Here is a 13,012-nt window from a genome sequence, read left to right on the forward strand (position 1 = left end):
GGCGTGGATTCGCCGGACTTCATCGTCCCGCCGCCCGGGCTGATCCCGGCGGCGCCCCGCCCGAGCGACGAGCCCGATCGCACCGTGCGGGACGCTCCGCCGCGCACGTTGCCCGCCTTCCCGCCACCGCCGGGGGTCGGATCTCCGCCCGCCCCTGCCGCGCCGCCCTCACCCGAGGCGCATACGGAGGCGCCGGCGTCCCGACCACGGCCCGGCGCATGGCGGCTGCGCGCGCCAGGCGGGCTCGAGGTGCTGCTGCTGGGGCCGGTGGTCCTCGGGCGCGACCCTGCAGATGCCGCGAGGCCGGATGCCGCGCCGATGCCGCTGGTCGATCCGGCGCGCTCGGTGTCGAAGACGCACGCCCTCGTCGAGGTCGTCGACGGCAGCGTCGTCGTCACCGACCTCCACTCCACCAACGGCACGAGAGTACTCACGCCCGAGGGCGAGGCGCAGGAGCTCGACCCCGGCCAGGGCGCCGACGCCCCCGCCGGGGCGACCCTGCTGCTCGGCGAGTTCGCCGTCCGGCTGGACCGGGTGCCGCTCGACACGGTGTAGCCTGATTGGGTGCGTGCTTCACGACTTCTTCTCCTTCGGTGCCGCGGCGGGGCCTCGTTCTAGGCCGATCCCGTCGCGGAGTCCGTCGTCGGCTGACCACAGATTCTGAGGAAGCGAACGCATGAACGCAGCACCCACGAACGGCGTGAACACGTCGGAAGCACGACCGCGCACCCTGGCCGAGAAGGTCTGGGACGCCCACCTGGTGAAGAAGGGCGATGGCGACACCCCCGACCTCATCTACATCGACCTGCACCTCGTGCACGAGGTCACGAGCCCGCAGGCCTTCGACGGCCTCCGCGTGGCCGGCCGTCCGGTCCGCCGTCCCGACCTGACGATCGCGACCGAGGACCACAACACGCCGACGCTCGCGATCGACAAGCCGATCGCCGACCCGACGAGCCGTACGCAGATCGAGACCCTCCGTCGCAACGCGAAGGAGTTCGGCATCCGCCTGCACTCCCTGGGCGACGTCGAGCAGGGCATCGTGCACGTCGTGGGCCCGCAGCTCGGGCTAACCCAGCCAGGCATCACGGTCGTGTGCGGCGACTCGCACACGTCGACCCACGGGGCCTTCGGCGCCATGGCGTTCGGCATCGGTACCAGCGAGGTCGAGCACGTGCTCGCGACGCAGACGCTGCCCCTGAAGCCGTTCAAGACCATGGCCATCAACGTCGAGGGCGCGCTGCGCCCGGGCGTCACCGCCAAGGACGTCATCCTCGCCGTGATCGCGAAGATCGGCACCGGCGGCGGGCAGGGCTACGTGCTCGAGTACCGCGGCAGCGCCATCCGCGCGCTCTCGATGGACGGCCGCATGACGATCTGCAACATGTCGATCGAGGCGGGCGCCCGGGCCGGCATGGTGGCTCCGGATGCCACGACCTACGCCTACCTGAAGGGCCGTGCACACGCCCCGACCGGCGCCGATTGGGACGACGCGGTCGCCTACTGGGAAACGCTCGCCACCGACGAGGGCGCCGAATTCGACGCCGAGGTCTTCATCGACGCCGATGCGCTCGAGCCGTTCGTCACCTGGGGCACGAACCCCGGCCAGGGGGTCTCGCTGAGCGAGGCCGTCCCCGACCCGGCGTCGATCGCCGACCAGCACGAGCGGGCATCCGCGGAGCGCGCGCTCGAGTACATGGACCTGAAGCCGGGCACGCCGCTGAAGGACGTCCGGGTCGACGCGGTCTTCATGGGCTCCTGCACCAACAGCAGGATCGAGGACCTCAGGGCGTTCGCATCGGTCATCAAGGGCAAGCAGAAGGCCGACGGCGTGCGCGTCATGGTCGTGCCGGGCTCGGCCCGGGTCCGCCTCGAGGCCGAGGCGGAGGGGCTCGACAAGGTCATCACCGAGTTCGGCGCCGAGTGGCGCTTCGCGGGGTGTTCGATGTGCCTCGGCATGAACCCCGACCAGCTCGCTCCCGGCGAGCGCTGCGCGTCGACGTCGAACCGCAACTTCGAGGGCCGGCAGGGCAAGGGCGGCCGTACACACCTCGTCTCGCCGCTCGTCGCGGCCGCGACCGCCATCCGCGGCACGTTGTCGAGCCCGTGGGACCTGCAGAACGAAGGGGAGGCGCGCTGACCATGGAGAAAATCAGCACCGTGACCGGCGTGGCGGTTCCGCTGCGCCGCTCGAACGTCGACACCGACCAGATCATCCCCGCCGTGTTCCTGAAGCGCGTCACGAAGACCGGCTTCGACGACGCGCTCTTCCATGCCTGGCGCCAGGACCCCGAGTTCATCCTGAACAAGGAGGAGTACCGGGGGGCGCGCGTGCTCATCGCCGGACCCGACTTCGGCACCGGCTCGAGCCGCGAGCACGCGGTGTGGGCACTTCGCGACTACGGCTTCGACGTCGTGATCAGCTCCCGCTTCGGCGATATCTTCCGCGGCAACTCCGGCAAGCAGGGCCTGCTCACGGCGCAGGTCGCCTACGAGGACGTCGAGCGCCTCTGGGAACAGGTCGAGGCCGAGCCGGGAATATCCGTCACCGTCGATCTGGTTGAGCGTACGGTGAGCGTCGGCACGCTCTCAGTGCCGTTCGACATCGACGACTACACTCGGTGGAGGCTTCTCGAAGGGCTCGATGACATCGGGCTCACCCTGAGGGACGAGGAGTCGATCGCCGAGTTCGAGTCACATCGCGAGGCTTGGCGGCCGAAGACCCTCCCTATCAGGGAGCCGGCAGAATCAGGAGCTCTGTGAACACACTCGGACAGGACGCCAAGAACCACGGGACTGCGGTCGGATTGAACGTCGACCGCATCACCATCAACGGCGGCAAGCCGTTGCGCGGGCGCATCGAGCTGAAGGGCGCGAAGAACCTCGTCACGAAGGCGATGGTCGCGGCGATCCTCGGCGACACGCCGAGCGTCCTGAAGGACGTGCCGAACATCAGCGACGTGCGCATCGTGCGCGGCCTCCTCGAGGTGCACGGCGTGAGCGTCACCCACGGCGTGGACGAGGGCGAGCTCATCCTCGACCCCTCGGCGGTCGAGTCGGCGCACATGGCCGACATCGACGCACACGCGGGCTCGTCCCGCATCCCGATCCTGTTCTGCGGCCCGTTGCTGCACCGGCTCGGCGAGGCGTTCATCCCCGACCTCGGCGGATGCCGCATCGGCGACCGTCCCATCGACTACCACCTCGAGGTGCTGCGCAACTTCGGCGCCATCATCGAGAAGCTTCCGAGCGGCATCCGCATGTCGGCACCGAACGGGCTGCACGGTGCGAAGGTGTCGCTGCCGTACCCGAGCGTGGGCGCGACCGAGCAGGTGCTGCTCACTGCAGTGCTCGCCGACGGCATCACCGAGCTCTCGGGCGCCGCGATCGAGCCCGAGATCATGGATCTCATCAACATCCTGCAGAAGATGGGCGCGATTATCACGGTCGACACCGACCGCGTCATCCGCATCGAGGGTGTGGAGAAGCTCAACGGCTACACCCACCGAGCGCTCTTCGACCGCAACGAGGCCGCCAGCTGGGCGGCGGCGGCCCTCGCGACCGACGGCGACATCTTCGTCGGCGGCGCCCGCCAGGCCGAGATGCTCACGTTCCTCAACGTGTTCCGCAAGGTCGGTGGCGACTTCGAGATCGACGAGGACGGCATCCGCTTCTTCCACCCCGGAGGGGAGCTGAAGCCCGTCATCATCGAGACCGACGTGCACCCGGGGTTCATGACCGACTGGCAGCAGCCGCTCGTGGTGGCCCTCACCAAGGCCAAGGGCGTCTCGATCGTGCACGAGACCGTGTACGAACAGCGCTTCGGCTTCGTCGACGCGCTCGTCGAGATGGGTGCGTCGATCGACGTGCACAAGGAGTGCCTCGGCGCCGGCGCGTGCCGCTTCGGGCAGCGCAACTTCCAGCACTCCGCGGTGATCTCGGGTCCGACTCCGCTGCACGGCGCCGACATCGAGGTCCCCGACCTGCGCGGCGGCTTCAGCCACCTCATCGCGGCGCTCACCGCCGACGGCCGGTCGACGGTCTCGAACGTGGGCATCATCGCGCGCGGCTACGAGAACTTCATCACGAAGCTGGAGCTCCTCGGGGCGGACTTCGAACTCGAAGGATAATGGGGGAGTGCCCCACGACGACTCGTCCTCCAACGCTGCCACGAAGCCTCGTTCGGAGAAGCGCCGACCCTCCATCTTCTGGTTGCTCGCCGCCCTGGTCATCCCGATCTTCAATCTCGCGGTGCGGTTCCGGTTCCACCACCCCGAGCGGATGCCGCAGACCGGCGCCTTCGTGCTCGCGCCCAACCACTACAGCGAGATCGACCCCGTGGTGATGGGCGTCGTGAGCTGGAAGCTCGGGCGTGCGCCGCGGTTCCTCGCCAAGGCATCGCTGTTCAAGAACCCGGTGCTCGGCTGGCTCCTGCGGAGCTCGGGGCAGATCCCGGTCGAACGCGCCGGCAGCAAGAGCCACGCTGCGCTGCGAGCAGCGGAGGAGCTCGTCGAGAAGGGGCGGATGATCGTCGTGTACCCCGAGGGGTCGCTCACCCGCGAGCCCGACCTGTGGCCGATGCGCGGCAAGACGGGCGCCGTGCGGATCGCGCTGGAGCGCGACATCCCCATCATCCCGGCCGCCCACTGGGGCACCCAGGCGCTGCTGGCGCGCTACGGCAAGAAGCTGAGTCTCTTCCCCCGCAAGACGATCGACGTCGTGATCGGGGAGCCCCTCGATCTCAGCGCCTACCGCGGCAAGCCGATCGACCAGGCGTCGCTGCTGAAGGCCACCGGCGAGCTCATGGACGCGATCGCGGCGCTGCTCGCCGAGCTCCGTGACGAGCCGGCGCCCGCCGAGCGCTGGGATCCGACGGCGCACGGGCAGAAGGAGACCGGTCGACTTGATGGCTAGGACACCGGCGAGGAAGGCCCCGGGCAAGCGCGTCGCCGTGCTCGGCGCGGGCAGCTGGGGCACGACGTTCGCGAAGATCCTCGCCGACGGCGGCGCCGACGTCGTCATCTGGGCACGGCGGCCCGAGCTCGCGCGTGAGATCCAGGAGGCGAAGCGCAACAGCGACTACCTCGCGGGCATCAACCTCCCGCTCGGGCTGCGCGCCACGAGCCGGCTCGACCTCGCCCTCGCAGGCGCCGAGCAGGTCTACGTGTCGGTGCCGAGCCAGGCGCTGCGCGAGAACCTGAAGATCGCCGGCCCGCACCTGCACGCCGAGGCGACCGTGGTGTCGCTCATGAAGGGCATCGAGCAGGGGACGGGCCACCGCATGAGCGAGGTGATCGCCGAGTGCCTGCCGATCGACGAATCGCAGATCGCGGTCATCTCCGGTCCCAACCTGGCGCTCGAGATCGCGAAGGAGCAGCCGACCGCGGCCGTCGTGTCTTCGACGAGCCTCGAGACGGCGCAGGCCGTGGCATCCGTCGCCCGCAACCGCTACTTCCACTCGTTCGTGAACACCGACGTGATCGGCACCGAGTTCGGCGGCGTGCTGAAGAACCTCATCGCCCTGGCCATCGGCATCGTCGACGGCGCCGGATACGGCGAGAACACGAAGGCGTCGATCATCACGCGCGGGCTCGTGGAGATGACGGACTTCGCGGTGGCGTACGGCGCCCACCCCGAGACGCTGTCGGGACTCGCGGGCCTCGGCGACCTCATCGCCACGTGCCAGTCGCCGCTCTCGCGCAACAACACGGCGGGGCGACTGCTCGGGCAGGGGTATCACCTGAGCGACGTGGTGAACCAGATGCAGCAGACCACCGAGGGCCTCGCGTCCGTCGCGCCGATCCTCGAGCTCGCGAAGGCGAAGGGCGTGGAGATGCCCATCGTCGAGCAGGTGCGCCAGGTGCTGGCCGGCACGCTCGCGCCGAAGGACATCGCGCCGCACCTCACGACCGACGACGAGCCGCAGGGCGAAAGGATGATGGATGAAAAAGCTCAGGGTGGTTCTGCTGTTCGGCGGGCGTTCAAGCGAGCACTCGATCAGCTGCGCAACAGCGGGAGGGGTGCTCAGGGCGATCGACCGTGACCGGTACGACGTGATCCCCGTCGGGATCACCCGCGACGGCGCGTTCGTGCTCGAGGCCGACGACCCGGAGCGGTTCGCCCTCGACCCCGTGCACCTCCCCGAGGTCGTCGACAACGGCACGCGCGTCTGCTGGCCCGAGAGCGCCGCCTCACGAGAGCTCAGGGTGTCGGATGCCGCGGGCGAGCGCTCCCTCGGCGACATCGACGTGGTCTTCCCCATCCTGCACGGCCGGTTCGGCGAGGACGGCACCGTGCAGGGCCTGTTCGAGCTCGTCGGGCTGCCGTACGTCGGGAACGGCGTGCTCGCGTCGGCCATCGGGATGGACAAGCACGTCACGAAGACCGTGCTGGAGGGCGCCGGCATCCAGGTGGCGCCGTGGGTGACCCTCACGCGCGCCGCACTGGCCGCCGAACCGGATCTCTGGGCGCGGCGCGTGCGAGCGCTCGGCCTGCCGGCGTTCGTGAAGCCGGCGCGCGCCGGGTCGTCGGTCGGGGTCACCAAGGTCGCCGACTGGTCGGAGCTCGACGCCGCGCTCGAGGTCGCGTTCGCCGAGGACCGCACCGTGCTCGTGGAGTCGGGGGTCGTCGGGCGCGAGATCGAGTGCGGGGTCCTCGAGGGCCGTTCGGCGGGCGACGTCCGGGTGAGCGTCGCGGGTGAGGTGGTCGTCACCGGCCGCGAGTTCTACGACTTCGACGCGAAGTACCTCGACGCACCCGGCGTGGAGTTGATCTGCCCGGCCGATCTCGGCGAGGGCGAACTGTTCGAGCTTCAGCGCATCGCCCGTCGCGCCTTCGAGGCCATCGGCGGGGAGGGGCTCGCACGGGTGGACGTGTTCCTCTCCGACGAGGGGTACGTCGTCAACGAGGTCAACACGATGCCGGGCTTCACGCCCATCTCGATGTTCCCGACCTGCTGGCTCAACTCCGGGCTCAGCTATCCCGAACTCATCGACGAGCTCATCGAGGTCGGGTACGCGCGGGGCAGCCGCTAGTTGCTAGTCGGCGTCGTCGAGCGCGACGCAGCCGCCCTCGGCCGGGATCGCCGAGACGGCCGCGGACAGGTCGGAGATGGCCGTCGTGCCCGAGACGACGTCGTTGTCGACGAGCACCTCGACGGCGGGCGTGCGCCCGTATGTCGTGAACAGGTAGGTCGGGGCATCCGACTCGTCGATGACCCAGTCGACTCCGTCGACGCTCACGCACCGGTCGGTCGTGGGGCCGAGCGGTTCGACGCCGCAGCGCAGCAGCACGGAGGCGGGTTGCCCCCAGGCGCCCGTGCCCTGGGCGTTGGTCTCGCGCTCGGAGAGGCCGGCGACCGTGTCGGGCAGGCGCACCACGACGGCGGCGCAGTCGGGGTCGCTCGCCGACGGGGCGACGTCGAACGCGACGGCCTGGCTGCATCCGGCGAGCGCGAGCGTGCCGGCGACGGCGAGGCCGGCGGCGATCGCGACGCGCCGCGGCCCGCGTCGCGGGTGAGGGGCGTCTGGGTGGGGCATCCCGATCAGGCTACCGTGAGTGGCATGGAACGAGCCGCGCGCCCCGACGACGCCACGACGATCGGCGAGCTGGGCGAGTCGGCGGTGCTCGCCCGCGTCCTGCCCCGGATCTCGCCGGGCGACGCCGCCCTCCTCGGCGCCGGGGACGACGCGGCGGTCGTGGCAGCCGCCGACGGCCGGTTCGTCGTCACGACCGACATGCTCGTGCACGGTCCCGACTTCCGGCTCGCCTGGTCGACGCCGTTCGAACTCGGCTGGAAGGCGGCCGCCACGAACCTCACGGATGTCGCCGCGATGGGCGCGCGGCCCACGGCACTGGTGGTCGCGATCGCCGCGCCGCCGTCGACGCCGGTCGCCGTGCTCGAGGGGGTCGCCGACGGGCTGCGCGAAGGGCTCGCCGCCCTCGCCCCCGACGCCGGCGTCGTCGGCGGCGACCTGTCGGCGTCCACGGTGCTCACGATCGCGGTGACCGCGTTCGGCGACCTCGAGGGTCGCGCCCCCGTGCTGCGGTCGGGAGCACGCGTCGGCGATGTCGTGGCGCACGCGGGCGCGCGGGGTGACGCCGCGCGCGGCCTCGCGCTCCTCTTCGCCGAGGGCACGGATGACTCGGGCGAGCCCGATCCCGGGCGGGCCGCCGACGTGCGGGCGCGGCACCCGGAGCTCGTGCGCGCGCAGCTCGCGCCCGTGCCGCCCGTGGCGGCGGGCGTCGCCGCCGCGCTCGCCGGCGCGACGTCGATGCTCGACGTCTCCGACGGGCTCGCACGCGACGCGCGGCGGATCGCCGAGGCGAGCGGGGTCGGCCTCGATTTCGACGGCGCCGCGCTCGGCGCCGACCTGCGGGTCGCACTCGCGGGCGCCGAGGATCACGGACTGCTCGCGACCTTCCCGGCGGGCACTGCGGTGCCGGCGCCGTTCGAGGTCGTGGGCCGTGTCGTGCCGGGCTCGGGCGACGTGCTCGTGGATGGCCGCGTGGTCGGCGCCGACGGCTGGGATCCCTACTCGGGCTGGGACGGGCGCGCGGGCTGAGCCGCGGACCGCGGATCGGGCCGCGTGGCCGCCGCCCACCAGAGCGTCGTCTCGCCGTAGTCGCGGCGCCGCTCGCGCGCGATGCCCGCCGGCCACTGCGGCTCGGGCGACCGGGAGCTGCGCTCGACGACGACCACCGCATCGGCCGCGAGCAGCGGTGCGAGGAGCTCGAGGTCGTGCGCAAGGGCACCCTCGCCGAGTTCGTACGGCGGGTCGATGAACACGAGGTCGAACGGGCCTATGGCCGACTCGAGGTACGTCCCCACCGCGCGCATCGCGACCCGGATGCGCGGCCGGTGGCCCCGCGCGGCCCGCGTGACGGCGTCGGCGTTGCGCCGGCACACGTCGGCTGCGGGCTTCGCCTTCTCGACCAGCACCACCTCGGCGGCGCCACGCGACGCGGCCTCGAGGCCGAGCGCGCCGGAGCCGGCGTACAGGTCGAGCACGGTCGCCCCGTGCATGGCATCGCGCGACTCGAGCGCGGAGAAGATCGCCTCTCGCACCCGGTCGCTCGTGGGGCGCGTGCCGGAGCGCGGCACGGCGAGGCTGAGCGAGCCGGCGAATCCGGCGATGATGCGGGTCATGCTCCCGGCAGCATACCGACGCCCGTGTCCGCGTGCCATGCCCGTGCCTCCACCCGCATACCGACGCGGATCGTCGGTGTCCTGCCCGTGCCTCCACCTGCATACCGAAGCGGCTCGTCGGTGTCATGCCCTGCCTCCGCCCGCATACCACGCCGATGTGCCGATATCATGCCCGCGCGATCACGTCCTCGGCGCTGCCATGATGGAGGGGTGGATGACTCGACCGACCAGGCGCCAGCCGAACCGTCCCGGCATCGGGGGGACGAACAGCAGATGATCGATCGCCTGTGGGACTTCAGCGATCCCGCGGCGAGCGAGGAGCGATTCCGCGAGGCCGCGGACGACGACACGCACCCAGCCCACGTGCGGGCCGTGATGGCGACCCAGCTCGCTCGCGCGCTCGGCATCCAGGGCCGGGGCGCACAGGCGCTCGCGGTGCTCGACGGCGTCGTCTCGGCGGACTCGCCCTCCGGCGACCCCGAGCGGGACGTCGCCGAGGTGCGCGCCCGGGTCGCGATCGAGCGCGGCCGCATCCTCGCCGCCACCGACCGGCGCGCCGAGGCGGTGCCCGAGCTCACCCGCGGCGTGCGCGAGGCGGCGCTCGCCGCATCGCCGTTCCTCGTGCTCGACGCGCTGCACATGCTCGCGCTGAACGATGCCGGCCACGAGGAGGAGTGGGCCGCCGAGGGCTTCGACGTGCTCGACGGCTCCCGCGACCCGCGCGTGCTGCGCTGGGGCGTGGCCCTGCACAACAACCTCGGCTGGACCATGCACGACTCCGGTCGTGCCGAGGCGGCCCTCACCCAGTTCGAGGAGGCCGTCGAGGCCGCCGACCGCTACGGCACCGCCGAGCAGCAGCATGTCGCGAGGTGGTCGGTGGCGCGGTGCCTGCGCACCCTCGGCCGCACCGACGAGGCGCTCGAGTTGCAGCGCGAGCTCGCCCGCGCGCGTCCCGACGACCCCTACGTGCAGGCCGAGCTCGCCGCGCTGACAGGGGAGGAGCCTACGATCGAGGCATGACGGCCGAAGGAGCGGATGCCGCCGGCACCGGCCGGTTCACCCTCGACACCCGCCTCTCGGGCGCGCTCGGCGGGCGTACGGCGCAGGCCCTCGAACGCGCGTTCGGCTACCGCACGGTCGGCGAGATGCTCGCGCACTACCCGCGGCGCTACGCCCTGCGGGGTGAGCTCACCGCGCTCGCGAGCCTGCCGCTCGACGAGAACGTCACGATCGTGGCGGAGGTGCTCGAGGTGCGCGAGCGGTCGATGCGCTCCCGGCGCGGCTCGATCCTCGAGGCGAAGATCTCCGACGGCACCGGCATCCTGACCCTCACGTTCTTCAACCAGGCCTGGCGCGCGCGCGAGCTGGTGCCGGGAGCCCGCGGCATCTTCGCCGGCAAGGTCGGCGACTACCGCGGCGCTCGCCAGCTCGCGCACCCCGACTACGAGCTGTTCGACGATGCGGCGCCGCTCGCGGCCGACGCCGCCGCGGCGAGACGCTGGGCCGAGGCCCCCATCCCGATCTACCCCGCGACCGGCGCCCTCGCGAGCTGGCAGCTCGCCAAGGCGATCGCGCTGCTGCTCGATGGACTCGGCGGAGTCGACGATCCGCTGCCCGACGCGGTGCGCCAGGCGCGGTCGCTGCTCGACCAGCGGCGGGCCCTCGAGGCGGTCCACCGCCCCGAGGTCGAGGCGGACTGGAAGACAGCGCGCCGCACGCTCCGGTTCACCGAGGCGTTCGTGCTCCAGACCGCGCTGCTCCTGCGCCGCGCGGAGCTGCGCGCGCACACGACGACGGCGCGGCATCCGTCACCCGGCGGCCTGCTGGAGCGCTTCGACGGCACGATCCCGTTCGCCCTCACGGGCGACCAGCGCGAGGTGGGCGCCGAGATCTCCGACGACCTCGAGCATCCGGTGCCGATGAACCGGCTCGTTCAGGGCGAGGTCGGCTCCGGCAAGACGGTCGTCGCGCTGCGCGCGATGCTCGCAGTCGCCGACTCGGGCGGCCAGTCCGCGCTCCTCGCGCCCACAGAGGTGCTCGCCGCGCAGCATGTGCGCTCCATCGCGCGGATGCTCGGACCCGAGCTGGCCGCCTCGCTGATGCCGACGCTCGTCACGGGGCAGCTGCCCGCGGCCGAGCGCAGGAAGGCCCTGCTCAGGGCCGCCGCCGGACAGGCGCGCATCGTCGTCGGCACGCACGCGCTCATCGGGGACGCGGTGTCGTTCGCGGACCTCGGCCTCGTGGTCGTCGACGAGCAGCACCGCTTCGGGGTCGAGCAGCGCGAGGCGCTGCGGCTGAAGGGCCAGCACCCGCCGCACGTGCTCGTGCTCACGGCCACGCCGATCCCGCGCACGGTGGCCATGACGGTGTTCGGCGACCTCGACGTGTCGACCATCCGGGAGCTGCCCGCGGGTCGCGCCGGCATCGAGTCGTACGTGGTGCCGCTCGCCGACCGGCCCGGATGGCGGGCGCGCGTGTGGGAGCGCCTCGCCGAGGAGATCGAGCAGGGGCGCCAGGGATTCGTCGTGTGCCCGACGATCGAGGCGAGGGTCGCCGAGGACGACGGCGAGGCGCCCGCCGGCGAGCCTGAGGGCGAGGAGGCCGCGCCCGCGGCATCCGTCGCCTCGGTGCTGGCCGAGCTCACCGCGCACCCCCGCTTCGGAGACAAGCGCGTCCTCCCCCTGCACGGGCGCATGAGCGCCGACGAGAAGGATGCCGCGATGCGCGCGTTCGCGGCAGGCGAGGTCGACGTGCTCGTCGCCACCACGGTCATCGAGGTGGGCGTCGACGTGCCGAACGCGAGCGCCATGGTGGTGGTCGATGCCGACCGGTTCGGCGTCTCGCAGCTGCACCAACTGCGCGGGCGGGTCGGGCGCGGCAGCGTGCCGGGGCTGTGCCTCCTCGTCACCGGCGCCGAGCAGGGCTCGCTCGCCCGCCAGCGGGTCGAGGCGGTGGCTGCGACACTCGACGGGTTCGAGCTCGCCCGCGTCGACCTGGAGCTCCGGCAGGAGGGCGACGTGCTGGGTGCCAGCCAGTCGGGGGTGCGCTCGTCGCTGAAGCTGCTGCGCGTGGCGCGCGACGGCGACGTCATCGCCGACGCCCGCGAGCTCGCCGCCGAGGTGCTCGCCGGCGACCCGGGACTCGAACGCCACGCGGCACTGGCCGCCGCGGTGCGCCGCCGCCTCGACGCCGAGGCGAGCGGGTTCCTGAGCAAGGGCTGAGACTCTCCTCAAGCCCTCACATCGCCGCATCCTCGCACTACGCTGGGCGTATGCAGCGGATCGCCGTCGTCCCAGGATCGTTCGACCCCGTCACGCTCGGCCATCTCGACGTCATCGCACGGGCCGCGGGGCTCTACGACGAGTTGCACGTCGTGGTGGTGCACAACCCCGACAAGTCCGCACTCCTGCCCATCGCCCAGCGCGTGTCGCTCATCGAGCGCTCCATCGCCGACGCCGGCATCGAGGGCCGCATCGTGGTCGCGTCATGGAGCATGGGGCTCCTCGTCGACTACTGCACGGATGTCGGCGCCACCGTGCTCGTCAAGGGCATCCGATCCCAGGTCGACGTCGCCTACGAGACGCCGATGGCGATCGTGAACCGCCATCTCGCCGGCGTCGAGACGGTGTTCCTCCTCCCCGACCCGGCGAACGCCTACGTGTCGAGCTCGCTCGTTCGCCAGGTCGCGGCGCTCGGCGGCGACGTGGCGCCCTTCGTGCCGCTCGTGGTCGCCGACTACCTCCAGGCGGCGATGACGGCATGAGATTCCCTAGGTCAACCTCAGGCGGCGTTTTGTTGCATGGCGCCTCCGTGGAGTTGGGGGTTGTAGATGGTGTGGTCTTGCCAGCATCGCCAGATCACGCG

The 13,012-nt window shown here is 71.8% G+C and carries 13 protein-coding genes; 11 read left to right on the plus strand and 2 right to left on the minus strand.

The window, feature by feature from the left end; all coding sequences use genetic code 11:
- Positions 1–3: 3 nt before the first annotated feature.
- The 7 genes from ASG80_RS22875 (at position 4) to ASG80_RS08995 (ending at position 7,034) form a co-directional block, all read left to right on the plus strand.
- Entirely contained in the window at positions 4–555 is a 552-nt protein-coding gene (locus ASG80_RS22875; protein ID WP_082590012.1) for an FHA domain-containing protein, read from the plus strand.
- A gap of 121 nt (positions 556–676) precedes the next feature.
- Positions 677–2,140, plus strand: coding sequence for a 3-isopropylmalate dehydratase large subunit (gene leuC / locus ASG80_RS08970; RefSeq protein WP_056729833.1), 1,464 nt, complete (start codon positions 677–679; stop codon positions 2,138–2,140).
- Between the two features lie 2 nt (positions 2,141–2,142).
- Positions 2,143–2,763: a 3-isopropylmalate dehydratase small subunit gene (gene leuD, locus ASG80_RS08975; RefSeq protein ID WP_056729834.1), complete on the plus strand. Its 621-nt coding sequence runs from the start codon at positions 2,143–2,145 to the stop codon at positions 2,761–2,763.
- Positions 2,760–4,130, plus strand: coding sequence for a UDP-N-acetylglucosamine 1-carboxyvinyltransferase (gene murA, locus ASG80_RS08980; RefSeq protein ID WP_056729835.1), 1,371 nt, complete (start codon positions 2,760–2,762; stop codon positions 4,128–4,130). Before leuD ends, murA begins: the two co-directional genes overlap by 4 nt.
- Positions 4,131–4,137: 7 nt before the next feature.
- Positions 4,138–4,914, plus strand: coding sequence for a 1-acyl-sn-glycerol-3-phosphate acyltransferase (locus tag ASG80_RS08985; RefSeq protein WP_056729836.1), 777 nt, complete (start codon positions 4,138–4,140; stop codon positions 4,912–4,914).
- Positions 4,907–6,043: an NAD(P)H-dependent glycerol-3-phosphate dehydrogenase gene (locus tag ASG80_RS08990; protein ID WP_056729837.1), complete on the plus strand. Its 1,137-nt coding sequence runs from the start codon at positions 4,907–4,909 to the stop codon at positions 6,041–6,043. Before ASG80_RS08985 ends, ASG80_RS08990 begins: the two co-directional genes overlap by 8 nt.
- Positions 5,943–7,034: a D-alanine--D-alanine ligase family protein gene (locus ASG80_RS08995; protein WP_082590014.1), complete on the plus strand. Its 1,092-nt coding sequence runs from the start codon at positions 5,943–5,945 to the stop codon at positions 7,032–7,034. The genes ASG80_RS08990 and ASG80_RS08995 overlap by 101 nt, the downstream gene beginning before the upstream one ends.
- A gap of 3 nt (positions 7,035–7,037) precedes the next feature.
- Here ASG80_RS08995 and ASG80_RS09000 read toward each other — a convergent pair whose 3' ends face one another.
- The gene (locus ASG80_RS09000; RefSeq protein WP_056729839.1) at positions 7,038–7,538 is read right to left on the minus strand and encodes a DUF3515 domain-containing protein; all 501 of its coding nucleotides are present in this window, start codon (positions 7,536–7,538) and stop codon (positions 7,038–7,040) included.
- A gap of 24 nt (positions 7,539–7,562) precedes the next feature.
- On the opposite strand from ASG80_RS09000, the gene thiL reads away from it, so the two are divergent.
- Positions 7,563–8,564, plus strand: a complete 1,002-nt coding sequence (gene thiL / locus ASG80_RS09005; RefSeq protein WP_056729840.1) for a thiamine-phosphate kinase — start codon at positions 7,563–7,565, stop codon at positions 8,562–8,564.
- Here the strand turns inward: thiL and rsmD are convergent.
- Complete coding sequence (gene rsmD / locus ASG80_RS09010) at positions 8,534–9,148, minus strand: 16S rRNA (guanine(966)-N(2))-methyltransferase RsmD (RefSeq protein ID WP_056729841.1); 615 nt, start codon at positions 9,146–9,148, stop codon at positions 8,534–8,536. The two genes, thiL and rsmD, sit on opposite strands and share 31 nt — an antisense overlap.
- Before the next feature lie 273 nt (positions 9,149–9,421).
- Between rsmD and ASG80_RS09015 the strand changes: the two genes are divergently transcribed.
- From ASG80_RS09015 to coaD, 3 genes are read left to right on the plus strand one after another with little or no spacing between them, the layout of a single operon-like run.
- A complete protein-coding gene (locus ASG80_RS09015) occupies positions 9,422–10,168 on the plus strand; it encodes a tetratricopeptide repeat protein (protein WP_056729842.1) in 747 nt (248 codons plus the stop codon).
- Positions 10,165–12,369 carry an ATP-dependent DNA helicase RecG gene (locus ASG80_RS09020; RefSeq protein WP_056729843.1) on the plus strand — a complete coding sequence of 735 codons (2,205 nt, stop codon included), beginning with the start codon at positions 10,165–10,167 and terminating at the stop codon, positions 12,367–12,369. Before ASG80_RS09015 ends, ASG80_RS09020 begins: the two co-directional genes overlap by 4 nt.
- Positions 12,370–12,419: 50 nt before the next feature.
- Positions 12,420–12,911 carry a pantetheine-phosphate adenylyltransferase gene (gene coaD / locus ASG80_RS09025; RefSeq protein WP_056729844.1) on the plus strand — a complete coding sequence of 164 codons (492 nt, stop codon included), beginning with the start codon at positions 12,420–12,422 and terminating at the stop codon, positions 12,909–12,911.
- Positions 12,912–13,012: the final 101 nt, after the last annotated feature.

The sequence above is a fragment of the Agromyces sp. Soil535 genome (assembly GCF_001428255.1).
Lineage (GTDB): Bacteria > Actinomycetota > Actinomycetes > Actinomycetales > Microbacteriaceae > Agromyces.